This is a genomic window from Limimaricola cinnabarinus LL-001, from assembly GCF_000466965.1.
GTDB lineage: Bacteria > Pseudomonadota > Alphaproteobacteria > Rhodobacterales > Rhodobacteraceae > Limimaricola > Limimaricola cinnabarinus.
The window spans coordinates 1-25,570 of sequence record NZ_BATB01000031.1 but is presented as its reverse complement, the minus strand read 5'-3'; the positions used below and the strand labels follow the sequence as shown (position 1 = coordinate 25,570).

Sequence of the window (25,570 nt, the reverse complement as noted above, 5' to 3'; positions counted from 1 at the left end):
GGTGACCAGCCAACCCGAAATCACCCTCGATCCGACCCCGCCGGTCGAAAGCCCATCGACGCCGACCGCGCCTGAGACCGGCGAAGTGGCGAGCGTTGCTCCGAACATCACGATCGAAGCCGAGACGCTGAAACTCAGCGAGGGCTTCAGCATCGACTCCCTGAGCGCTGCCAGCGGCAATTCGGTGATCCGCGCCCGCTCCGACGCGGCTCAAGAAGCCAAGTTGCAGTTCGACGGCGATACGGGCCGCTACGACCTGACCCTGAATTATTTCGACGAGGCCGACGGCAACAGCACCATGGCCGTTCTGGTCAATGGCCAGCAGGTCACGGAATGGACGTGGGACAAGGATCTTGGTGACAACAAGGCCAACAGCAACACTCGCACGTCCAAGGTGATCGAAGACATCGAGCTCGCCAAGGGCAATACGGTCACTCTGCGTGGCACTCGTGATGGTTCGGAGCCGCTTCGGATCGACAACCTGCGGTTCACCCAAAGCGGCGGATCGACCGAGACCGCGCGGGAGACCGCTTCCGTCGAGGATGGAGCGACGTCGGCACCTGCGGCGCCCCTGCATCTCGAAGTCGACGAATTCGAGCTCACCGGTTTCCGTGTCGACGATCTGGGTGCCGGATCCGGTGGCACGATCATCCGGCGTGACGGCAAGGGCGAACATTCGGCCGCGACAACCTTCGAAGGTGCCGATGGCACCTACGACATCGCGTTGAACTACTTCGACGAGAACGATGGCGAGAGCAGTTTCATGTTCAAACTGAACGGGGTGGAGTTGACCTCGTGGGTCTGGGACGAGGATCTTGGCCACAGCGTGGCGAACAAAGACACCCTGACGCAGCACGTGATCGAAGACGTCCGCCTCGAAAAAGGCGATCGTCTCGTGCTGATCGGTGAGGATGATGGTGGCGAGCCGCTGCGCGTCGACTCGCTCGATTTCACGCCGAACGATTTGCTGGTCGCCTGACGACCATCCGCCGGGGGTGGCATCGCGACCCCCGGTCCCGGGCCCGTGGCCCGGTTCGAACCTCCGGGCGACGCGTCCGGATGAAAAGATGGGATCTCCATCGACACGTCGTGGAAGGAGGCCTCGCATCGATGGGATGCGAGGCTTTTCGTGGGTCTCACCCCCTGCGGCCGACCCCCTCATAAGCGATGAAACCTGCGGCCCGGACATCCTTGGGGCTATAGACATTACGCAGATCGGCCATCTGCGGCACGGCCATGCGGCTTGCCAACTCCCGCAAATCCAGCGCCCGGAACTCGTTCCACTCGGTCAGGACGACCACGAGGTCGGCCCCCTCGGCGGCGGCATAGGGGTCTTTCATCCATTCGACACCCGGCAACAATTCCTCACCCTCCCTGCGGGCCTGGGGATCGACCACCCGAACGTCGGCACCGCCGCCGACCATGGCCGGCACGATGGTCAGGGCCGGCGCGTCACGCATGTCGTCGGTGTTGGGCTTGAAGGTCACTCCGAGGACCGCGATGGATTTGTGGTTGAACGAGCCGCCGCAAAGGTCGCACAGCTTGTCGACCATTCGCCGCTTGATCTCCTCGTTGACCTTTATCACCGTCTCGACCAACTGGACGGGGCTGGAATGATCCTGTCCGATCCGGGCCAGCGCGTGCGTATCCTTGGGAAAACATGACCCGCCATAGCCGGGGCCCGCATGCAAGAAGGTCTTGCCGATGCGCCCATCGAGGCCCATGCCCTTGGACACCTGCTTCACATCCGCGCCGACCTTTTCGCACAGGGCGGCGATCTCGTTGATGAAGGTGATCTTCGCCGCAAGAAACGCGTTGGCCGCGTATTTGATCATCTCGGCGGATTCGAGATCCGTCATCATGATCGGGAAATCGCGAAGGTAGAGCGGGCGGTAGATCTCCTGCAAGACCCGTGCGGCGCGCTCGGTCTCGGCCCCGACGATCACCCGGTCGGGTTTCATGAAGTCGTCGATCGCCGCACCCTCGCGCAGAAACTCGGGGTTGGAGGCGACGTCGAAATCGAGATCAGGATTGGTCGCCGCGACCAGCTCGCGCAGTTTGCGGTTCGTGCCCACCGGAACGGTCGATTTGGTCACGATCACGATCGGATGCCGCGCGACCCGGGCGATCTCCTCCGCGGCCCCCATCACGAAGCTCAGATCCGCATGGCCATTGCCACGCCGCGTCGGCGTGCCGACCGCGATGAAGACGGCCTCCGCCCCGTCGAGCGCCTCGGCGAGATCGCCGGTGAAACTCAGCCGTCCGGCCCGTACATTTCGCTCCAAAAGCCGATCGAGACCCGGCTCGAAAATCGGGACTTCTCCACGTCGAAGCATCTCTATTTTCTGGGGCACTTTGTCGACGCAAACCAGCTCGTGGCCAAAATCCGAAAAACAAACGCCCGAAACGAGGCCTACATACCCGGTACCGATAATCGCGATCTTCATTCCGACCGACCTCATGTAAATGTGAATGAACTCATTAAAGGGGTAGCTGGTAACTATTTCAAGATTATTCCAATGGTAACTAATTGATTCCTTTAATATTAACCCCTGAACAAGCTATATCGACCGATGACATGCACCGGTCATATCCAATGTCGTGGATTCCGGATTCCGTAAAATGCACTCCGGATATTCCACCTTCAGCCCATATGACCGGATCTCCGGCGGTGTCCTTCAGGGTCGAACCTGGCCAAAGATTTTGGCCAGGTTCGCGAGATTACTACCGCCTCGCAATCAAAGGAATTGCGTGGTGCCATCTTCGAGTACGAGAACCAGCTCCGGCGCAATATTGTCATTGAAGCTGCTGGCCACCCGGCTTCCACTTCCCTCGATGACGAAGGCGAAAGCCCCATTCGAGACACCATCATTTCCGATCACGGTCTCGATCAGGTCGCTTATGTCGGGCGTCCGGTAGATCGTGCCGGCGCTCCACTGTTCGACATTGGACCAGTTGAACTCGTCGACGATGCCGCGTGTCTGCGGCGGTGCCGCGCTGGAGAAGGTGGCCGCGTTCTCGGTTCCCTCAATCCCTATGGTGAAGCTTGCCGCCCCCGACGAGGTTTCGCGTGCGGTGAACTGCAGATAGGCATCCACGATGTTTGCGGTGTCGGGGATGTCGATCCCGTCGAACCGGACCCCGACGGCCTGCGGGTTGGATCCGTTCAGGCCGAATTCGAGATCCTTGCTGTTGGCGCCGCCGAACTGCTCCCAATCATCGCTGGAGGCGTCGACCGGTGTCGTGATGGTTCCGATGGTGCCGCCACCGCCTCCACCGCCGCCGCCGCCAGTGTCAGGATCGCCCTCGATGAACTGCGAATCCGCCGCGCCGGCACTCGGCTGGTGCCGCCTTGGTAAAGCTCGAAGTAATCGACATGGTAGCCTTCGCTGCGCCCTTCGACCTGGACCGTGTAGAGCCCGGCATTGTCGAAGGTGACTTGGGCCGTGAAGTTCGGCAGACCGTCGACCTTGGACGTTTCGGACCAGTTGCCGTTGTTGGAACCGCCGAAGAGTTTGACGAACCCTTTCTGATGCGGTTCGGGCTCGGTGTCTGGCGGCATGAAGGCATGGATGTCGCCATTGCCGGCCTGTTCGGCGGGTTTGAGGTTCAGCCAGAGATCATTTTGCTGATCGCCCGCAGCAACCCCGTCGCGCGAGACGCCGAAGGCGACGGTGTAGGTGCCCAGATCGGTGTCGGGCACGAAGATCGTGTATTCCAGCAGATCATCGCCATTGATGTTGTTGTCGATCGCGGTCGAGCTGTTCGACCCGAACAGGTAGTATCCGTCTCCCTGGAAACCGCTCTGCCGCCCTTCGGGATCCGCGGCGGTCTGATAGGACCACTTGCCGCCCGGGTTCGTGCCGCCGGTGCCGTTCTCGTCCTCGATCTGGATCTTGAAGTAGCCGTTGCCGCCCGAATTCACGATCTGGAAGTAACCCTCCGGCGCCGTGTTCGGATCGCTCACCACCGGCCCGCCATCATTGGTCAGGTAGATGGGCGAGGTGATCGGGCTGATCGGCAGGTTGCCGTTCGAGGGATCCACCACCGCGGCCACGAAACCGATCTGCGCCACGTCGTCGCCCGGGAAGGTGCCATCCTCCTTGTTGTTGGCCGGGCTGTCGTCATAGTCGAACTGGTCCGAAATATCCGCCGTGCCGCTGCTGTCGAGCGTCACGGTGATATGCTGGTTGTCGAAGGTGTTGTTTGCCTTGAAGTCATAGGCATCCAAGCGATCTTCGACCAGTTGCGCGATCTCGTTCCCGGTGCCTACGACCGGGTTGAAACCCTTGGTCAGCGTGACCTGTATGGTGTCGCCGGGCGTGCCGCTCACGATCACCGAGGCAGCGTGACGCCATAGGTGCCCAAGCCGCCCGCGCCGACGCCGTTGACGGTCAGGGTCGGGGCCGCGGCTCCGATCGCGGCATCCTGCGTGGCGATGGCATGCGACCCCGAGGCGCTTCCATCCGAGCCGAGTTGGCCCGAGGCCGTGGTGCCATCGTCGAACAGCACCGTGAAGTTCGAACCGATCAACTCGTGGCCCGAGATGCCGCCGACATCCCAGCTGTCGATCGCCAGGTTGTCGACAGAACTCTTGGTCAGACCCGCGATCGAGTTCGGGTCCATGTCGCCGGAGAAGCCGACCGTCTCACCGGTCTGGAAGCCATTGCTCGTGGTCGGGTCGAACTTGACCATGGCGCCCTTGTAGCCGCCGTTCGAAGAAGAGCCCGTCCCGGTGGTGTTCGGAAGCGGATCAGGCCCCGGCAGGAAGTAGCCGCCCACGCCGCCGCCGATATAGCCCCCGGTGTTGCCACCGGTGTTGATCGCCCAAGCTTTCGAGGCGCTGTCACCACCGGCGCCATCCGGGTCGAAAACGCTGTCGGGGTAGAGTGCCTGCGACACGTCGATGAACACCGCGGATATCTTCTTGCCGCCAGTATTGGTGACCTGGAACGAGTTCTGTCCGAAATTCGATCCTTCGATGTTGTTGTTGCCTGCCATGATCTCGAGAACGGCCGAGCCGACCGTGCCGGTCGAATAGCTCTGGGAGGTATCGAGATCGGTTTGCGTCTCGAACGCCTCGAGCGCGCTGGTCGGGTCGCCGGGCTCGGGATCGGCACCCGGCGTCACCTTGAAGCTGTCGAGCTGCGCGGTGAAGGAGGTGGAGCTTCCGGCATGGACATGCGTGAAGCCGGTCCCGACCGCAGCTGTCTCATCGGCCAGAGCCGCCGCCAGCGCACCATTGATCTGCAATGTCCCGATGTTGACGTTGGTCGCCCCCGCGAGCGGGTTGCCGGTTGCGCCGAGGAACGTGGCGAAGGCCGAGATCGAAGCCGAGTTCGCATCGGTCGAATTGACCACGAGGCGGATGTCGACCGAGGCCCACTCTCCGGTCCCGAGCCCGCCCGGCAGCGGCTGGTTGCTGCCACCCGCCTTGGTTTCGGCATCGTCGCTGCGCTTGGAGAATTCGATCGTGTTGCCGATGACGAGCTTTGCGAAATCGGTCGAGTCCACTCCGACATGAATTCCGATCTGGTCGAAGGAGACGGGCGCTTGGCCGGTGAAGGGGTTCAACACCCGCGCCTCGACCGTGAACTCGGCATTCTTGATCCCGAGTTGGTAGTCGTCCTGGGGAGTGTTGCTCCCGCCGGTGTCACCGGTCGTGGTGGCCACGCTCAACAGGCCGTTCGCGACGCTGGCGGCACCCGTTTCCTCATTGAAGTCCTTGAGGGTGTTGTTCGCGCCCTGAGCCGCCTGCAGCAGTCCGGTGAACCCGTTCTGATAGGGGGTGCCATCCACGTCGAAGGTCAGATCGATGACGTCGTTCTCACCGAGGAGGACACCGTTGTTCGCGTCGTAAGCGAAGTGATCGGCGGCGTTCGGCACCGTGTCGCCATCGACGTCCGGATCGCTTGCGTTGGGCGTGAGATCGCCGTCGAGATCCTGCCCGGGCGCGACCGGCCCGAATGGACCGACTTCGCCCTCGACCACCAGATCGAACATCGTGGAAACGGTCTCCACCCCGTCCGTGGCCTCGATCGTCACCTGATACGAGCCCGCCTGCGTCGGCGTGCCGGTCACCTCGCCATTGACGAGGCTCAGGCCGCTCGGCAGACCCGTCGCGGATACGAGGGTCATCGCGTCGCCATCCTGATCGGTGAAGAAATCGGTCGCCGTGAAGGTCGAGGCGGCATTGGTGTTGGCCACCTGCGATGGCGCGGGCTCGATCGGGTCGGGCGCGTCGTTGGCATCGGTGACCGTCACCGAAACCGTCTGGCTGGCTTCGGCGGTGCCGTTCGAGGCGACCACCTCCACCTCGTAGACGCTATCGCCATCGCTGTCGCCTGGCACTTCGAAGTCCGGCGCTGCAAGGAAACTCAGGGCGCCGGTTGTCGCATCGATGGCGAACAACCCACCATCGACGCCGCTCGTACCGATCGCATAGGTGATCGTTCCAGCACCCCCATCCTCGGTGGCGACGACGGTGGTGACGACGGTCTGGTTCTCCGCCGCTTGCGCAGCGGACGGGCTGGTAAAGCTCAGCTCACCATCGGTGTCCAGCACGGTGACGGTGACGTCCTGCGTGGCGAGGGTGGCGCCGTCGCTGGCCGAAACCGTGACCTCATAAACATTGTCGCCATTCGCATCCCCCGGCACCTCGAAATCGGCCGGCGTGACGAAGGAGAGCACGCCGCTGGCGGGGTCGATCGTCATCAGGCCCTGATCGGCGCCGCCCACGATCGCATAGCTCACGGTGGAACCCTCTGGATCGACCGCGTCGACATCGCCCGCGATCGTGGCGTTCTCGGCCACCTGTTGCGCCGCTGGGCTTTCGAAGGACGGCGCCGCGTTCTGCACCGGAGTGAGGACGACCTTGTCGAGGCGCAGCACCTCCATGTTGTCGGCGGTGCCGCTGATCACCAAGCGGGCACCTTCGGGCACGTTGACACCGTTCAGGGTGATCGACGTCAGGTTGGCCGCCTGCGTTGCATTGCCCTGCCCCGGCAGAACCTGATCCATCGTGAAGGATCCGATCGATTCAAGCGGGCCACCGGGGATCTGCAGGAAGAGTTCGACAGACGATTCACCGTCATCCTCGTCGAAGAAGTACAATTCCAGCTCATAGAGACCGGCCGTGACACCAAAGTTCGACAGGCTGGTCGAGATCACCCCGCTCTGGCTGTTGGAGACGCGAACCACCTGGTTGCCCGAGGCGGGTGCCGCGAAATCCTCGCGGAAGTTCAGAAGGTCGGAGTTGGTTTCGGTAAGCCCGGTGAACTCCTCCATCTCGATGGTGATCGGGTCGGTCGATACCTGCTGTCCCACCTGCAGCACGAAGCTGGTCGAAACCTCGGCCAAGGCCAGATCGGTGGCGGTGACCGTGACCGCGAAGCTGCCTACCGTGTCCGGCGTGCCCGAGATCTCGCCCGTGACGGGATCGATCTCCAGACCCGAAGGCAGACCTTCGGCGCTGTAGCTGATGGTATCGCCCGCATCAACATCCGTGAACAGCCCCGTCGGCAATGCCAGCGTGAACGAGTTGTTCAGTGCCGCCGTGGTATCGGCGATGCTGCCGTTGAGCACGGGCGCGTCGTTGACGTTCTCGACCGTCAGGTCGAAATCCCCCACCGTGGCGTTGCCTTCGGGATCGGTGGCCGTGACCTCGATCGTATGAAGGCCGACATCCTCGTTGTCCGGGGTGCCGCTCAGCACACCATCCGTCAGGGTCAGGAACTCGGGCAGTCCGGAGAACGTGAAAGCGAGCTGATCGTAAGGCGTGTCCGGATCGAGAAATGGCAGGCTGATCTCGATCGGAACATCCTCGGTCGCCCCGACATCGGGCAGCGTCCCGTTCACGATATATGGCGGCTCACCGACGGGGGGGGCGATGCCGGCCTTCACCAGCTCGACATTCGAGAACCGGACCACCGAACTTTGCGTGGCGTCGTCGTCATTGATCAGGGCCAGAACTTCGAAGGTCCGTCCCACATGCTCGGCGAGCGAGATCTCGTAGCTCACGGTCTGCCCGACCGTCGTGTATTTCCCATGCACCGATTGATCGAACTTCGAGAGCGTGACCGGGCCGAAGACCTGAAAGAGCAGGTCATCGTCGGTCCTGTAGTCATCGTCGTTCTCGAGACCGATACTGACGAATTCGGCGGAGCCCGTCTCCATCGTGACGTCGAAGCGCAGAACCGTGTCGGCGTCGATCGTGAAGGTGCCGCCGGGCAACACGGTCTTCTTCCAGATGTTGCCGCTCAGGGTGATGCCGCTGCCATCGGCATCGATCTCGAAGGCGTCGGGCGTCTTGTCCTGCCCGCCGCTATAGCTCTCGATCGGGTTCTGGTTGAAATCGATGGGCAGGACGGTTTCGTTGCCGCCCCCGGCAGCCTCCACGTCGATCCGCACCGTCGCGACCGCCGTGCCGCCATTGCCGTCATTGACGGCATAGTCGAAGCTGGCCTCGCCGGTGAAACCATCGGCGGCGGTGAAGGTGATCTGGTCGGCGGTCTGGGTCACCGCGCCGCCGGTGACGTTGAAGATGTTTCCGACCGACAGCGTATCGCCATCCGTATCCGTGTCGTTGGCCAGAAGCGCGCTCTTGTCGATGACGATCGACGCCTCGCTGCCCATGTCGAACGCGTCGTCGACGGCCACCGGCGGTGCGTTTCCTGCCGGCGCGGTGGTCACCACGCGGATGTCGCTGAAGGTGACGGTGTTGGTTTCCGGGCCGGCATCCTTGTCATTGGCAACGACAAGATAGTTGAAGGTCGTGCCGACATGGTCCGAGAGGTCGATGCGGAACTCGACCGCGCCGCCATCCTCCTCATAGCTGTTGTAGGTCTGATCGAAGATACCCGCGACCGTGTCGGTGCCACCGAGCTGGAACAGCGCCTGACCGCCATTTCGCCAGATCTGGTCGGTTTCGAACCCGATGCCGATGATCTCGCCCAGCTGATCGGACGCGACGGTAAAGACCAGCTCCATGCCCGCCGTCACGGTCAGCGGCTGTGGCAAGGTGATGGATTTCCAGGTGTTGCCCGTCAGGGTGATGTCGTTTCCACCCTCGACGAACTCGTAACCCGCGGGCGACTTGTCCTGGTTGGCATAGCCCGACATCGCCGAGGTGGTGATCGGGATCGGGATTTCCGTCGTGCCCCCCGTCTCCCCGGTCACCTCGACGGTGACCGTGCCGCTGGCCGTACCGCCAAAGCCATCCGCCATCTGATAGGTAAAGCTCGCCGTGCCGACGAAGCCGGTCTGCGGGGTGAACGACACCACGCCGGAGTTGGCGTCGTAGCTCGCCTGTCCCCCATTGCCGCTGGTCACGCCCAGGATCGTGAAGGCCGTGTCGCCATCATCATCCGCATCATTGCCCAGAAGATCCGAGGCCTGCAGCACGAGAGGCTGGTCCTTGGTGACGCTGAAGCTGTCATCCACCGGTTCGGGCGCGGTGTTGTCCTCGTCGACAAGGCCGTCCTGGTCGTTGTCCTTGCCATCGTTGATCTCGGTCGCGCCGGGGTGAACCGTCGGATCGGCGTCGTTCCAGTCGAGATCATTGTCGACATAGCCGTCGGGCTGGTCGTTCTGGTACAGGACCGGGTCGTTCTCGTCGCTGCTGCCGAAACCATCGGCATCCGCGTCGATATACCAGTATCGCGGCGCATTGTCGCCGCTGACCACCAACGTGGCCGTGTTCTGCACCGCGGGGGCGATCTGGTCGGAGACCTCGTAGGTGATCGTCACCGTGGTGGTGTCGGTGTCCGACAACGTCCCCGCGAACTGCTGCGGATCGATGGACACGGTGCCGTCGCCATTGTCGGTATAGGCGACATCGGCGCCGGCGCTGTCGACGACGCTGAGGATGGTGCTGAGCACGACGCGTCGCCATCCTCGTCCGCGGCGGTGGACAGAAGATCGATCTGTTGGAACGTGTCCGTTTCGGTCACGGTCCCCGCATCGATCGGCAGGACCGTGGGCGCGTCATTGACGTTGTCGACGATGAGGTCGAATTCGGTCGAGACGACCGGGTTGGCGCCATCGCCCGCGCTCACCTTGATGCGGATCGTGCCGATATCGGCCTGCAGCGGCGTGCCGCTGAAGCCGGTCCCGTCGAAGGTCAGCCATGCCGGAAGCGGACTGTCATCGGCGAGGGTCGCGGTCATGGCCAACGCCGCGCTGTCGGCATCCGCGAAAGCGTCGCCCGGCACCGCAAAGCTGAACAGGGCGTCCTCGTCGGTGGTCTGAAGCGCGATGCCCTGATCGACCGTGGTGGCGAAATCATCCTCCGTCACCGTCGCGGTCGCCGTGGTCGTGTCGCCGAGCGCGGCGTCGCCATCGATCGAGATCAGCGCCAGGGCCACCGTATCGTCGCCATCGGCGAGATCGTCATTGGCCAGTTCGACCGTCAGCGTGCCGGCGCCGTTCACGAAGCTCACCTGCGCGCTCTGCGTCGCGCCGCCATCGATCGAGAATTCGATGGTCCGTGTCGCGTCCGCCCCCGTATAGGCGAGGCCGAAGGCAAGCGCGGTCGTCGTGGCCGCGTCGCCGCTTTCGACGACGACCGGATCGCCCGCCGTGGTCACCACCGCCGACGGATCGCTGACGGAGTCATCCTCGGTGACCGTGCCATTGGCCGTCGCCGTGCCAAGCACCACCGTCTGGCCCCCCCCCGCTCACCGAAGTGAGCGTGACCGCGACCGTGTCGTCGCCGTCATCCGTGTCGTCATTGGCGACCAGCACGGCAAGCGTGCCCGCGCCATTGACGAAGCTCACCGTCTGGGACTGCCCCGAAACCGTGTCGGTGTCGAAGCCCACATCCAGCTCGCCGTTGAAGCCCGTATCGTCGAGCGTCAGCCCGAAGGCCAGCTCGGTGGTGCCGATATCGCCCGCCTCCACGATGCTCGGCGCATCCGAGATCGACAGCGTCGCGGTCGCATCGGCCGTCTTGAGGTTGAGCGTCACCGTCGCGGGAAGATCGGCCCCCTGGTTCAGCCATATCGTATAGACCCCGGCGGCAGCGGAAGCTCGAAGCCCGGAAATCCGGTGCCCTGCTGATCCGTGCCTGCGCCGAGATCGTCGAGCATGTCTTCGCCAAGCTCGCCGCTGCCGAAGATGAAACCACCATCGAGGTTGCCGGGATCGGTGCCGGTCGGATCGGTCGTGATCTGGTTGCCCGCCACGATACCGATGAAGCCCGCCGTGTCGGTCGGATCGCCATTGTCGAAGCCCGCGAGAACGATCTCGGTCAGGACCTTGCCGACCGGCACCTCAAAGGTGAAATAGTCGCGATCGCGGCCCTCCGGCCCGTTGTCACCGGCCTGCTGGGCGACGAGACTGTTGTCCCCGTCCTGCAGCACGCCGATATCGGTGGGGACCAGCCCATCCTCGGAAAAGTCGCCGAAAACCGTGCCGTTGAAAGCGTCCGGCCCTTCGTTCGACACAGGGATCTGCGGCGATGTCACGTTCAGGTAATCCCACGTCGCCTCGTAGCTTTCGAGCGTCTGGAAGTCGTTGGAGGTCACACCGATATGGGTCGCGCCGCTCGCCAGGTTGTCGAGCACGGCCTGCGGTGCCTGCACCGGGGGCTGGATGAAGAAGCCCGGTGTCTCGATGGGACGCACGCCCCCGAGGATCTCGCCGCCCGCGTCGAACAGCGTCACATAGCTCGACACCATGCCGGTCGCGAGATCCACGCCGAGACCGAGCTCGACCTCGGCCACGTCGAAAAGCGATGCGCCCGGCGCCATCTGGGCAAGCGTGACCTTCACGTCCAGACCGACGCCGCCGGTCGGGTTGCTCCAGGTCTGGACCCCGTTGGCTTGGGCGACTCCGCCCCAGACCAGTTTGACCAGCTCGTTGAGCCCTTGGGTGCCCGTGCCGAAGACGATGCCCTGTTGCGCATATTGCGGCACCTCGCCATTCGTGATCGGCGTCGGCTGCCCCTCCAAAAGGGCCTGGGTAAAGGGATTGCCGAAGCGCGTCGCGATATGGATCACGTCGAGATCCGGGTCGGTCAGGTCGACGATCCGGGTCAGGTCGTTCTTGCTCGCGACACCGCCTTGGTTGAGGTCGCCATCGGCGGTCTGCACCACCAGCTTGCCGCCCTGCAGCGTCGCATCGGCCGCGACGATCGCACCCGAACCGCCAAGCGCGCTGTCGAATCCGCCATCAGCGAACGGGTCGCTCCCGTTCTCGAAATCAAGCGCGAAGAAGGTGCCGCCTTCGGGAATGTCACCGGACACGTCGCTGGCCGCGATGGTCACGGTCGCGATGTCGCCACCCGAAGCCACGACCGCGTTGTTGCTGGTGTTGGCGAGGCCGGTGATCGACACGGTGAAGGATTCCGACGCCTCTTCGATGTCGTCGTCGATGATCGGCACGGTCGTGCTGGCCGAGCCCTGTCCGGCCGGGATCACCACCGTGGTCGTGCCGAGCCCGGCGTGATCATCCGATCCCGCGGTGCCATTCGTCAGCTCGAGCGTGACGGTGATCTCTTCGGTCTGGTCGCCGATCCGGGTCACCGTGATCACCGCGTCGTCACCTTCGGCGACATTGCCCGCCGAAACCGAAATCGCGGGCGGCAGGTCCGAGGGCACGGCGTCATAGACCACGATGGCGGAATAGCCCGCCTGCCCGGCCGAGCTGTCGACATCCACCGTGATGGTGCCGTCGGTGACGAGGACGTTGTGACGAATGAAGGATGGCCTGTCGGCACCGCCGCCCTCTACGAAGGCGTCGTAATCATCGCCCACCAGCGTGCCGTTGATGTAGAAATCGCCAACCCGCGAACCGGCGGAGGTCTGGAACAGCTCCGCGAAATGCAGCTCGACCACATAGGAGCCATTGGCGAAGCCGTCATAGGCCGCGGTCCACGTATCGGCCCCGGAATCGCGGTAGGTGTGCAGCGCCGAGCCGTCGAGATCGATACCGCCCGAGTTCGATCCGGTGGTGCCGGACTGCCCGTCGACATTGTTGTTGAGCCCCGAGACGCCCTTGGGGCTGGAGTAATGGGCGTTGTCGTCCGCCTCGAAGCTGATCGGCTGGCCGGTCGCATCGGTCAGGATGCTGTCCGCCACGATCGCGCCGCCATAACGGTTGTTGTCGACCGCGCCGCCCTCCAGCGGATCGGGGCCGAGATTGGTCGCAAGAGACGTGTCGGAGGTGCCGACATTGATCGCGCGCACCACCGCGCCCCGCACGAGGTTGTCGAGGTCGGGCTCGAGGATGAAGGACGAGGAGGAAGCCACCGATCCATTTCCGGACGCATCCGCGAAGGCGCCCGCGGCGATGGAGATCTGCCCTTCGCCTCTGGGCCAGGCGCCTTCGGGCGGCTGGACCACATAAGTCAGCGTCGCCGTCTTGCCGCCATTGCTCAGCACCACGGTCGGTGCCGAGACGGAATCGGGCACGATACCGGTGAAGACCAACTCCGTGCCATCGGTCTGCAAGGTGCCCGCATCAAAGCCGGTGTTGTCGGTCAGCACGACCGTGACGTCACGGGGGCTGTCGGTGTCGTTGGTCAGGTTCTCGATCGTGATGCTCTCGATCACCGGGGCCTTGGTGTCGCTGGGCAACGCGCCGCCCAGCTGGGTGATCTGGATCGCGTTGACCTTCGGGTTCTGGTTGTTGTGGATGAAGGACAGATTCAGTTCGTCATCGACGGCGGTATAGGTCAGCTCGCGCGTCACCACCGTGCCGATGAAGGGCTGCTTCTCTTCGTTCGTGGCCGAGTTCGGCGGCAGCGTCAGACCAAGCGCGTCCGCCGCTTCGACGAGCGGGTTGAGATCGGCGAACTCTGCGAAAGCGGTGCCATCGACCAGCACGTCGAAGATGCGGTCATTGCTGGGAATGTTGAACGCGCCGGGCCAGTTTTCGACGTAGAGCAGCGTGATCTCGTAGGTCGCACCCGTGACGACGTCGAAATTATAGGTCAGGGGCACGCCATTGTCGCTGTTGTCGCTGCGCTCGAACACGAACAGATCCCACGGGGCATAGGCCGCCACTTCCGCATCGACGAAATCGACCTCGTCCTCGGCGTCGGTCAGGAAATTCGAATACTCGTTGTCGACCTCGCCCGTGACAGAGACCGAACCGGTGCCGTTCTCGAGCGCGGTGTCGCCCTCCCAGTCCGGCCCGCCATCGATGGCCCCAATGGTGCCCGCACCCGCATTGATGCGGTAGAGGATCGTCTCGTTCGGCACGCGGGTGATGCGCAGCCCTTCGGCGGTGTCCTCGAACGCAAAGCTCGTGGGGCCGTCCGCCGGGTCGAAGGTTTCGAAATCCGAACCCGAGAAGGTGATCGCCTCACCGTTCACCACCACGACCGCCGAACCCGCCTGGTAGCTCACCGACATGCCGGCATCGGCATCCGCGATCACCACCGCGTCGTCGAAGGAAAAGTCGATGATCTCGGACCCGCCGACCGCCGCGAGCGTGCCGCGCACCTCGTCGGCGCCGCCGCCGGTGCCGATGAGGTTTGAGCCGGTGCCGAGCGTGATGATGTTGTTGTTGTCATTGCCCATCAAGGAGACGTCCGCCCCCGATCCGGAGCTGTCGAAGTTCTCGACATCATCGGCAAGCGTCGCATCGACGGCCTGCGTCCCGGTATAGAAGATCGTGTCTTCGCCGGAGGTGCCGGGTCCGCTGACGGCGGCGGGGTCGCTGGTGACGATCTCGTTGCCGAAGGCCTCGATCGTCAGGTCGTTGAAATCGACGGTCACCAGGGTATCGGCCGCGACATCCTCGGCGATCAGGCCGACCGCGGCACCCGAGGGCACCGCCCCCGACCCGCTGTCGATCATATGCGCTCCGGTCAGAACATCCTGCAGCACCCCCGCGGGCAGGCTGAAGCCCGCCCCGCCATCGAGCGGGATGGTGACGAAGTCGGCGGAGCCGTCGAGGCGGTACTGCACCTCGACCGCGAAGCCTGCATTGATGTCGATCTCGAGCCGCAACTCGACGCCGGTGACGCCGATGTTGCCGAGCTCGGGCACGTCGATGCGCGCCAGCTGTTCATAGACATCGGACAGCTCATAGCCGACCTCGATATAGGGGTTTCCTCCCACCGACCCCATGACGATCCGGACGAAGTTGAACTGGGTCCCGTCGCCGAACATCATGCCCGAGACCTGCCCTTCGACGATCGTGCCCTGCTGGCTGGAGATCCAGTTTGCCATGTCGAGGGTCGCGACGATGCGCCCGACATCCGGGTCGGGCCGGATACCGGTATGCACGGCGTCCCGGGCCGAGTTGCTCGCGCCCACGGCCGAGCCCGGCTGCACGTCCTTGATCTGGAAGGTCGGGGCGTTGCCGCCCGGGATGATGTTGCCCGCGTTGTCGTAAAGACCGTCCTGCTGCTGATCGACGGGGAAGTTCTCCGCCGCGGTCCGCGCATCCTGGTTCGGGGTCACACCGTCGAGCGCAGCCCCGAGAAAACCGGTATCCGACAGGGTGCCGGGAAAATTCGTGTTCTGCTGTGTGAAGTCGAGGACGATCTTCTGCCCCGCCTCGATCGCATAGCCGTTCTCGGCCGAAAATTCGAACGGGTCGTTGATTTCGTCGACCCCGTCGAGATCGGCGTCGGTTTCGTCGACGATATCCTGTCCGGCCAGGGGCACGGCGCCGTTGGCGGGCTGGAAGATCTCGATGAAGGGGCCGTTTTGCTTGTAGGTCGCAACCCAGATCGATCCGCGGAACGCGTTTCCGAGGCCAAGCTCCCCGAATTCGTCGCCGATCGACGCCAGACCCAGCGGCCCGCCCCCGGCCTGCAGTGTGGTGCGATCCGCCGCAAGGGTCTCGCCCGACCCTGCGGCCGTGGTCTGCACGACGCCGTTCTCGTCGCGCCCGATGACGATCAAGGAGCCTTGGTTCAGCGAGGCCGCGATCAGCGCCCCGGACATGTCGACCCCGCCCCCGTCGAGCACGGTCGAGGTGTATTCCGTCATGCCGTTGATCGACCCCTTGCCGGAATCGAGCGCGCCGTCGGTGAAACCGCCCTCGAGGTAGTTGCCTTCGACCGGGTTGGCCGCGTCGATCACCTCGCCGATATCGGAGGGCAGCCCGGCCTGGCCGAGCAATGTGCCGCCCTGTGGCGCCGGATCGCCGACGGGCACCGCTTGGCCCGTGCCATCGGCAAAGCCGTAGATGTCATAGGCCACGCCGGGCGTGACCGCGAGAACCCTGTTGGTCAGCTCCTGGTTGTCGGCGCCGTAAACCCCCGTGGTCGGGTAATTGGCGTTGTCCGCCTCGACCGCCTGCAGCCATGCGATGACCTCGTCATAATCGCTGCCGCCACCATTGCCGGCGCTGTCGACGTTCGAGACGAGCAGGAAGGAATTGTTGACGCCACCTTCGGGTGTGAAGAGCAGGCCCGCGCGCGAGCCTTCGGCCCGTGTCGGGTTGGGATGACCGCCATAGACATAGGTGAGCCCGTCGATCTCGTAGGTCTGTGCGCCACCCTGGCCCGCGGCAAGGGTGCGCCCGGCGAGATCGTCGGACCGTGTCGCCTCGTGCATCTGGTCGAAATTCTTCGGATCCCACGAGACGAAGCTCATCGGATCCTTGTTGCTGCCATCGCCGTTGTTGAAGTTCAGCGCGATGTAACCCGCGGCCTGTGCGAAATCGACGATGCCGCCATTGTCCCCCGCCTCGCCGATCGGCCGACCGCCCCATGTGTTGTTGGCGCCGTTGTCATACGTATAGACGCGCCCGTCATCGGTGACCTCGACATCATAGGAGTTGCGGTAGCCTGCCGAGTAGATGCTGATCGGCCCGTTCGGATCGATCTTGCCGCCGTTGAGACCGTCATTTCCACCAAAGGGGTCGTTGCCGTCATCCGCCCCGGCGCGGGTCGGATCGTCGAGCGTCGGCACGTCGTAGACATAGGCCCGGCCATTGTCGTCGAACACCGGCATGCCCGCCAGCATCGTCAGGTCGACCTCGAGAATGGCCGCCGAATAGGCCGTCTCCTGCTGCCCGGCAAAGTGGTTGGAAGGCGCGCCGGTGTTGGCGTTGCCGCCATTGGCGACGATGAGCCGCTCGGAGACGAGGTTTCCGTTCGCATCCAACTCCTGGATCACCTCCAGACCGTTGAGCGCATGATTCTCCTCGGAGCGCGCCAGACCGCGCACGAGGTCCACCGCATCCCAGCTGTCGGGGCCGGTCTGGGTCAGCTTGGTGATGGTGCCGGAATTGGTGTCGAGGCCGACATCTTCGCCGTCGCCGCCCGCGCCGATCCGGCTGTCCGAAGAGGTGACGTAAATGGTGACCGCGGGCTTGCCGTCGATCATCACGGGCTGGCCGTTCGCATCGAACTGCGGCGTGACGTCGATCCCCGTGACCTGCCGCTTGGTGCCATTGTTTGCGGTGTTGAGGCTGCCGTCATCGTTGTGGTTCGGGATCGATTTGACGTGATCCAGCGTGACCTGATCGGTGACGTAGAACTTCGTCGTGTTGTCGCTGTCATTCGGGTTGGGATCGCCGAATGCGATGGTCAGCACCTTCACGTCCCCATCGACTTCTGTCACGTAAAGACGGCCGTCCGCCCCCCAGACAAGAGCGGTCGGCTGGCTTAGTGTGCCGATGCCATTGAGATCGAGAGAGCTTGCGGAAAAATTGTTGGAAACAGCCACAACCATTACCCCTGGGTACTAAATAAAAAATCGAAAAATCGCGGAAAATGCATCTCCGGCTTGCAAGTCCGATTTCACAGATCTGGATGGAGTTTGGCCTGGAAACGACCCTCCTGCGCCAATCGACGCATCCCTCCCGGATCTTCAACAGATCCGACTCGGCGTTCGATCCTGCAATCCAGGAACTGCTTTCGCTCCTTACTGCAGAGATTAACAATCTTACGCCGTCAGACAAACACTTTTCAGCTGTAATCAAGTGACGATCTCGCATCGCGACTTTATATTGCTTAAGTTATTGGTATTATAATATATTATTGCTTAGTAATGCTTTTCAGGGAAATTATATTATAATTGCTAACCTAAGTATGTATAACACATAGGCGAAACTATTGGCATGAATTTGAACTGTGCCCTTATCTCAGACCCCAGACCGCGCCAAAGGCATTTCGAATGCCAGTATCGATCGATACACCATTGAACACAGTGATTTACGCAAATCGAAGGCATTTCAGCGAACCTCAACCGTTAGCCCGGTCGGGACTTGCCTTCATTCAACCAATACGCGTATCGCCGAGGTTCCCGAGGCGGCCTGTGGAATGAAAACATGGCAGATTTTTTTCCGGCGCCCGGAGGAGCGCGATGGAAGTCGGAAGTATGATTCGTTCCTGCTCCCACGCCGCCTTTGTCCGGCCCTGAAGCAGGCTTCCGTTACATGCGAGACAATCGACATGTGACTGGGACCGACGCAGATCGCGACCCGAAGTCGCCCTCATGGATCGTCTTTGGTACCGAGCGTGCTTGCCAAGCGCGCCTCACAGGTCCACCCTGCGTTCAGTCATTGAAAACTCATGAATAATATTCTCAGGCGGCGCCATGACACGTACCGACCTTCCCGCCGCGATTGTCACAGGCTCCGCAGGTTTCATCGGGATGCATGTCTGTGAAAGACTGATCTCAGATGGTTATCGCGTGGTCGGAATCGACTCTCTGAGCGATTATTACAGCGTCGAGCTCAAGCAGGCACGTCATGCCCGGCTCGGGCGGCATGAAGCTTTCTCGGCCGACATAGGCAAGATCGAGGAGCCCGGACGCCTGATGCGGCTCTTCGAGGCGCACCGCCCCGAGATCGTCATCCACCTCGCGGCACAGGCAGGGGTGCGCTATTCGATCGACAACCCACGCTCCTATCTCGAGGCGAACCTTCAAGGCACCTTCGAGCTTCTGGAAGCCGCCCGCGCCCATCCGCCGCGGCACATGCTGCTCGCCTCGACGAGCTCGGCCTATGGTGCCAATACCGAGATGCCCTATCGCGAAACGGCCAAGGCCGACACGCAGATGTCCTTCTATGCCGCCACCAAAAAGGCGAACGAAGCGATGGCGCACAGCTATGCGCATCTCTACGGCCTGCCGACGACGATGTTTCGCTTCTTTACCGTTTACGGGCCATGGGGGCGGCCCGACATGGCCTTGTTCAAATTCACCCGCGCGATCCTCAATGGCGAGGCGATCGACATCTACAATCATGGCGACATGAAGCGCGACTTCACCTATGTCGACGATCTCGTCGAAGGCATCCGCAGGCTGGCAGATGTGGCGCCAGGCCATCCCGGCGCCGCATCTCTTGGCGAGCATGACAGCCTTTCACCCGTGGCACCCTTCAGGGTCGTCAATATCGGCAACGGCTCGGCAGTGGCGCTGATGGATTTCGTCGAGGCCATCGAAGCGGCGACCGGACGCGTGGCCCAGAAGCGTTTCCTGGACATGCAGCCGGGCGACGTGCCTGCCACATGGGCGGACACGCGCCTGATCAAGGACCTGACCGGCTACGCCCCCGCGACCCATGTCGCAGAGGGCGTAGAGCGTTTCGTGGCATGGTACCGAAGCTACTACGGCATCTGACCCATATCGAAGGAGAGCACCCTTCGATCGCGCCGTCGAACACGTGGGATCACCAAAGCCAACACGCTTTGCGCGCCAGTTGTCACGCCCGCCGAGCCTGCTGGCATGGCAGATCGGGCGGATACGCGGGGCCGGGGCCCCCAAGGCACCTCAGGTCATAACAGCGATCACCGCCTGCCTTGCATGGGACTATGAACCATTCACGCATCTGCCCGACCTGCCACCCTTGGCCGCGCATCTGACGGATCAAGCTCGTTTCGCGGTTGGGTGAAGTGCAGGGCAAAACCGCGTCGGTAGATCAGATTTCAACTCTTGATCTGCTGCGCCAGATCGAGAACCGGCCTCAGCCAATCGACCTCGTCGACCCGCGAACTGAAGAATGTGGCCCCGGCAATCGTATGGTGCCCGTAATCGGGGAAATACTTCTCGAGTTGGTTCGACCCCGAATAACAGGTACGCTCCACCCTCGAGCATATGTAATCCATGCGATCCAGCACGATGATTCTCGGATCGACACCCTCCAATCTCTGGATCTCTTCGTTCGCCGCGATGACCCTGCTGTCCACGTCGCCTGCGGTGAAGGCCTCGTAATAGTACTCGTTCGCCATGCGCGAAATATAGTCCCCGTCCTGAATTCCCGCCTCGATCGCTTGGTGAACGGCCATGTCGAACAGGGTCCATTTCCCGCCGAGAAGTGTCGGGAACTCGAAGATGTTCTTGACCAATACGATGGATTTCTCGTCTCGAAGCACGCGCTCGGCCAAAGGCTGAAGGTTCGAGACATCGCCCCGCCGGTCATCGAAGCGGGTCGCCACCATCACCACATCGGCGTGCTTGTAGCTGTAGGATTCAAAAAACGGATGGTCCGGCCCCAACTCTCCGATCTGTGCGTTGTAGCGACCGATCCGGATATGGTTCGAGGTCTCCGGATTCAGAAACATGATGTTGAACAGATCCTTGGAGTGCGAGTTTCCCACGAGAAGAACATTGAAGCGCCCGTCATCGGGCAAGAACCATTTTCGATCATTGTTGGAATCGTTGCGGTCGGCGACATATTCCAGCTCATCTGCGTATTCCCGCAAGACGCTCCAGGATGCTTTCTGCAAAGCCTTGTTGTTGCTTTCATAATCTAGAAGCGTGATCTCCTGATCCAGAAGATTGAAGCGTCCATTGCCATAGTTGACCGCACCGTTGAAATGCACGGCCAGGCCGGCGGCCAAGATCAGGGCGCTTCCCGACGCGCTGCCGATGAAGATGTGCCGCCGTGAGACGGATTTTCTCCGAAACGGGGTCTCGACGAATTTCCATGTAAGCCACGCCAGAAAAACGGCACAGGCCGACAGCAAAATCATGACTGCCGCCCCGGGTTCTTCGAGGGAGTTGTGGCGTACGAAGGAGAAGATCGGCTGATGCCAAAGATATGCGCTGTAGGAGACCAGCCCTATGCCGACCATGGGAGACGCGGAGAGCAGCCGACGAGCGAATGTTCCCTCGGTCGCGAAAAGGATCACGAACGCCGCACCCATTGTCGGAGCGAGCATGTAAATGCTGGGCGAAGGTGTATCCGGGGAATAGGCAAGCACGGCCATCACGATCAGGCCGAGGCCCAACCCACTGAACAGCTGCCGGGCCATGGCCGAACCCGTCGGTCTGCCGCTATGCAGGTAGAAAGCGCAGAACGCCCCCACCAGGATTTCCCAGGCCCGGGTCGGCAAAAGGAAGAACGCCTCCATGGGACGATCATCGACGATCATCTGCGCGTAACCAAAGCTCAGCAGGAAAATGGTCGCGAGCAGGGTCAGGAGGACGAACCTGCCATAGCGCCACATCGCCATCAAGATCAGCGGGAACAGGATGTAGTACTGCTCTTCGACGGCGAGGCTCCAAGTATGCAGCATCGGCTTGAGCTCTGCGGCCGTGGAGAAATAGTCGCTTTCGAGCCAGAAATATATGTTCGATGAGAATGTCGCGACGGCTACGAGGCTTCTGAAGAAATCGTTGAAATCATGCTTCAGCAGCAAAAGCCACGCGAACACGGCAGAGACGAGTGACACCAGAAAGAGTGCCGGAAGGATCCGTCTTGCCCGGCGATCGTAAAAATCGACCAGGCTGAACCTTTCGGCCTCCATCTCCTTGATCAGGATGGAGGTGATGAGGTAGCCGCTGATGACAAAGAAGATGTCGACCCCGACAAATCCTCCGCCAAACGCTTCGAAGCCTGCATGAAACAGGATGACCGGGACAACCGCGACGGCTCGCAAGCCGTCGATCTCAGGACGATACCGCAAAACAGAATTTCCTTCAAAAACAAACCTGAGAGAACTTCGATATTCGGGCCCGCCTTCTCCTCCCTACCCCCGTCCGTCGCTGTTAGGTCAACTGAAGTGTCGGGCCGCATATCGAACCTGTACGAGGCGTCCGCAGCGTCGATACCAATGAAAACGGTATCCGATTTTCCCCTGCCCCCGCGATGGGCAGGGCAATGCGCGGCAATTTGTACAACATCGGCGCCCACGTTAACAGATTATATACAGCTTCCATTTCGTGGCAATATGCAGGCGCTGCTGCACCTGACGATGAGCCGGATTCTCCTGCGCCTGTCTTGTGTCGGCTCCACAAACGTGGCCCTTCGCGCCGGAGGCGATGGCGCCGGGTCCATATTGTCCCGCACGATCCGGGTCGGGCGCTGTAGAAGCGATGGACCGGCCATATTGCCCGGCATCGGCTCGAAGCGCGGACGAACTGGCCGAGGAGGTTCGGCGGCGCGCGTCATCTCACGAGACCCCGGCCGCAAGATCGCTGAGACGCAGGTCCACATTACCGTCATGGCCCGCTTCTCGGCCCTCGACAGGGCCCAGATCAAGAGAGTGGCTCGCAGCACGATGGGAAAAGGTAAGCTTGGGCCCGAACGGGAATTGCATGACAGTGCCGTATCGGGGAACGGTCCCGGCGACGGTTTTCCTGACGAACATCTGTAGTCAGGCCATATGCTCGGCTTCATCCGGAAAACTCTACTCATCGATCATGTCTCTCGGGGGGCTTGGATTGCGCAGCTTCCTCAAGATCAATGGGTCCTGAGCCGAGGCAATACCGCCTCACGACAACCGGCCGCACCCGTGCGCGGCCGCCCCGCGCGGCCCGGTTTCGCGCGAGCCGAACCCGCTCAAGACGGCCTTTCGACCTGCGTCGTGTCCGCTTCGGGGGGCATTCGGCTTGCTCCTTCGGTCTCAACCGTTAGGTTATGACCCCGAGTGGCGGCGCCCGGCCGCCGTTTGCCCCATGGGCCCGGCGCGACGCCGGGCGCCCCCGGGACGGGACGCAAGATCCCCGTCGGCGCGACGACGCCCGCAGGTGCGGGCCGACCCCTGCCGACACACCAACATGAGGAGAACGGAATGAAGAAGAAGATACTCGGTGCGCTGTTCGCGACCATCGCCCTGCCCGGCGCCGCCGCGGCCGAATGCGGCGAAGTTTCGATCACCCAGATGAACTGGGCGTCCTCCGAGATCGTCACCGCCGTGGCCAAGTTCCTGATGGAGCAGGGCTATGGTTGCGATGTCGCGACCGTGCCCTCCGACACCGTGCCGGCCGTCACCTCGGTGGCCGAGAACGGCGAGCCGGACATCCTGACCGAGCTGTGGACCAACTCCACCGGCGACGTCTACAAGGAGCTGAAGGAGGCCGGCAAGGTCGAGGAGCTGGGCGAGGTCCTGACCCCCGGCGGCGTCGAGGGCTGGTGGATTCCGACCTATCTCGCCGAAGAGCACCCCGAGCTGACGACGATCGAAGGCATCATGGCCAACCCCGAGCTGGTCGATGGGCGCTTCAACAACTGCCCCGACGGCTGGGGCTGCCGCGTCACCAACGACAACCTGATCCGCGCGCTCGATCTCGAAAGCTCGGGTCTCGAGGTGTTCAACCACGGCTCGGGCGAAACGCTGGCCACCTCGATGGCCTCGGCCGTGCAGAGCGAGGAGCCGTGGTTCGGCTATTACTGGGGTCCGACCGTGCCCTTGGGCAAGTACGACATGACCGAGGTGAAGATCGGCGACTACGACGCCGAGGCGCATTTCGCGAACGGCAACAAGGACACGCCGAACCCGGGCGTCAGCTCCTATCCCGCGGCCCCGGTCTACACCGTGGTCACGACCGATTTCCGCGAGCGCGAGCCCGAGATCGTCGAGCTGATGAGCAAGCTGTCCTTCGAGACCGAGACCATGAGCAGCCTGCTCGCCTGGGCCGACCAGAACGGCGCCTCGAACGAGGAGGCGGCGGTCTACTTCCTCAAGAACAACCCGGACGTCTGGTCCGAGTGGCTCAACGACGAGGCCCGCGAAAAGCTCGCGGCGCTGCTGAAATAAGACCGGGCCTTCGTGGCCGATCGCTTCAAGGGGCGGCCCGAGCCGCCCCTTGTCATGTTCTTTGAAGCAATAACAAGGCGGTAACCCGCCGGGGAGTGAGCCTGAATGGCAACCTATGATTTCGTGTTCGACGGGCTGGGCCTGCGCGAATGGTGCGGCGGCGACGAGGCCGGCGGCGGTCTCATGTCGATGGATGCGCTGCTGAGCGAGACCAGCGGCACCGAGACCGAGGTTTCGGCCTGGGACACGCCCTTTCCGTCGCTCGACGCGCTGAACGCCGCCTGCCCGGCCATGCCGCAGTCGCGCGACCTGACCTCGGGACTCGAGGACGGCTTTCTCGCCATCAAGGACGGGCTGCAGGTGGTGGTCGATCCGCTGACCCAGCCGCTGAGCTGGGCGCTGACCAACGCGCTTTGGATCATGCAGGCCGCCCCTTGGTGGCTGATGATCCCGATCCTGATGATCGTCTCCTACGCGGTGGGCCGCTCGCTCAAGCTCGCGGGGCTCGTCGGGCTCTCCTTCGCCTTCCTCGCCTTCATCGATTACTACGACTACACCATGCAGACACTGGCGATCATCTTCGTCTGCGCCTTCATATGCGTGCTCTTGGGCGTGCCGATCGGCATCGCCATGGCGCGCAACGACAAGGTGCAGCGCGGCATGATCCCGGTGCTCGACATGCTCCAGACATTGCCGCCCTTCGTCTATCTGATCCCGCTGATCTTCCTGTTTTCGGTGACCGAGCCCAAGCTCTACGGCATCGCGATCATCCTTTACGCCATCGTGCCGGTGGTGCGCCTGACGGATCTGGGCATCCGCATGGTCGACAAGGAGGTGATCGAGGCCGCCGACGCCTTCGGCATGACCGAGCGCCAGAAGCTTTTCGGCGTGCAGATCCCGCTGGCGCTGCCCAACATCATGGCCGGCGTGAACCAGACCATCATGATGAGCCTTGCCATGGTCGTCATCGCCTCGTTGGTCTCGGCGCCGGGTCTGGGCGTTCTGGTGCTGCGCGGCATCCGCAGCCTCGAGCTGGGCGTGGGCCTCGTTTCGGGCTTCGGCATCGTGCTTCTGGCGATCATCCTCGACCGCGTGACCAAGGCCGCTCTGGCCCGCATCAACGCGTCGCAGCACTGAGGGGACGGTCATGACCGACAACATCAAGATCTCGATCCGCAACCTCTACAAGATCTTCGGCAACGCCCCGCAGACGGCGCTCGCCCATGTCCACGAGGGCGTGAGCAAGGCCGATCTGTTGGAGAAGGAGAACCACGTTCTCGGCCTCAATGACATCAATGTCGACATGCCCGCGGGCAGGACGACGGTGATCATGGGGCTGTCGGGCTCGGGCAAATCGACGCTGATCCGCCATCTCAACCGGCTGATCGAGCCCACGGCAGGCGAGGTGCTGGTCGATGGCGAGAACATCCTCGCCTACAACCCGCGCCAGCTGCGCGACCTGCGCCAGCACCGCATGTCGATGGTGTTCCAGAAATTCGCGCTGCTGCCGCATCGCACGGTTCTGGAGAACACCGGTCTCGCCCCCGCGATCGAGGGCAAGAAGACGCGCGCCTATGCCGACGAGGCGACCAAGTGGCTCGACCGGGTCGGGCTGCAGGGTCTGGGCGACCAGTATCCGCACCAGCTTTCGGGCGGTATGCAGCAGCGCGTCGGCAT

Annotated in this window: 13 protein-coding genes; 5 read left to right on the top strand and 8 right to left on the bottom strand. The window is 62.7% G+C overall.

The features are described from left to right. Position 1 precedes the first annotated feature (1 nt). Positions 2 to 979, top strand: coding sequence for a carbohydrate-binding protein (locus tag MBELCI_RS11235; protein ID WP_021694322.1), 978 nt, complete (start codon positions 2 to 4; stop codon positions 977 to 979). Positions 980 to 1,136: 157 nt separating this feature from the next. Here the strand turns inward: MBELCI_RS11235 and MBELCI_RS11230 are convergent, their stop codons facing one another. The 7 genes from MBELCI_RS11230 to MBELCI_RS11205 form a co-directional block, all read right to left on the bottom strand. Next, positions 1,137 to 2,447, bottom strand: coding sequence for a UDP-glucose dehydrogenase family protein (locus tag MBELCI_RS11230; RefSeq protein WP_021694321.1), 1,311 nt, complete (start codon positions 2,445 to 2,447; stop codon positions 1,137 to 1,139). 291 nt (positions 2,448 to 2,738) lie between these two features. Next, positions 2,739 to 3,098: a hypothetical protein gene (locus MBELCI_RS11225; RefSeq protein WP_021694320.1), complete on the bottom strand. Its 360-nt coding sequence runs from the start codon at positions 3,096 to 3,098 to the stop codon at positions 2,739 to 2,741. Positions 3,099 to 3,166: 68 nt separating this feature from the next. Continuing rightward, the gene (locus tag MBELCI_RS11220; RefSeq protein WP_131505540.1) at positions 3,167 to 4,333 is read right to left on the bottom strand and encodes a hypothetical protein; all 1,167 of its coding nucleotides are present in this window, start codon (positions 4,331 to 4,333) and stop codon (positions 3,167 to 3,169) included. Between the two features lie 2 nt (positions 4,334 to 4,335). Then, on the bottom strand, positions 4,336 to 9,684 hold the full coding sequence (locus MBELCI_RS11215) for an Ig-like domain-containing protein (RefSeq protein ID WP_235047621.1): 5,349 nt from the start codon (positions 9,682 to 9,684) through the stop codon (positions 4,336 to 4,338). 59 nt (positions 9,685 to 9,743) lie between these two features. Then, a complete protein-coding gene (locus MBELCI_RS21660; RefSeq protein WP_235047620.1) occupies positions 9,744 to 10,658 on the bottom strand; it encodes a putative Ig domain-containing protein in 915 nt (304 codons plus the stop codon). After that, positions 10,612 to 10,965, bottom strand: coding sequence for a hypothetical protein (locus tag MBELCI_RS11210; protein WP_021694316.1), 354 nt, complete (start codon positions 10,963 to 10,965; stop codon positions 10,612 to 10,614). The genes MBELCI_RS21660 and MBELCI_RS11210 overlap by 47 nt, the downstream gene beginning before the upstream one ends. 26 nt (positions 10,966 to 10,991) lie before the next feature. Continuing rightward, positions 10,992 to 17,633 carry a malectin domain-containing carbohydrate-binding protein gene (locus tag MBELCI_RS11205; protein WP_158497382.1) on the bottom strand — a complete coding sequence of 2,214 codons (6,642 nt, stop codon included), beginning with the start codon at positions 17,631 to 17,633 and terminating at the stop codon, positions 10,992 to 10,994. A gap of 873 nt (positions 17,634 to 18,506) precedes the next feature. Here MBELCI_RS11205 and MBELCI_RS11200 point away from each other — a divergent pair. Continuing rightward, positions 18,507 to 19,532 (top strand): SDR family NAD(P)-dependent oxidoreductase, encoded by a 1,026-nt coding sequence (locus MBELCI_RS11200; RefSeq protein ID WP_021694314.1) that lies wholly within the window; start codon positions 18,507 to 18,509, stop codon positions 19,530 to 19,532. 305 nt (positions 19,533 to 19,837) lie between these two features. Here the strand turns inward: MBELCI_RS11200 and MBELCI_RS19915 are convergent, their stop codons facing one another. Next, positions 19,838 to 21,820: an acyltransferase family protein gene (locus tag MBELCI_RS19915; RefSeq protein ID WP_021694313.1), complete on the bottom strand. Its 1,983-nt coding sequence runs from the start codon at positions 21,818 to 21,820 to the stop codon at positions 19,838 to 19,840. Positions 21,821 to 22,927: 1,107 nt separating this feature from the next. On the opposite strand from MBELCI_RS19915, the gene MBELCI_RS11190 reads away from it, so the two are divergent. The 3 genes from MBELCI_RS11190 to MBELCI_RS11180 form a co-directional block, all read left to right on the top strand. Further along, positions 22,928 to 23,893, top strand: coding sequence for an ABC transporter substrate-binding protein (locus MBELCI_RS11190; RefSeq protein WP_021694311.1), 966 nt, complete (start codon positions 22,928 to 22,930; stop codon positions 23,891 to 23,893). 105 nt (positions 23,894 to 23,998) lie between these two features. Beyond that, a complete protein-coding gene (locus tag MBELCI_RS11185; RefSeq protein ID WP_021694310.1) occupies positions 23,999 to 25,030 on the top strand; it encodes an ABC transporter permease in 1,032 nt (343 codons plus the stop codon). A gap of 10 nt (positions 25,031 to 25,040) precedes the next feature. Then, positions 25,041 to 25,570: ATP-binding cassette domain-containing protein (locus tag MBELCI_RS11180; protein ID WP_045320041.1), on the top strand; the 530-nt coding region annotated here is incomplete at its 3' end.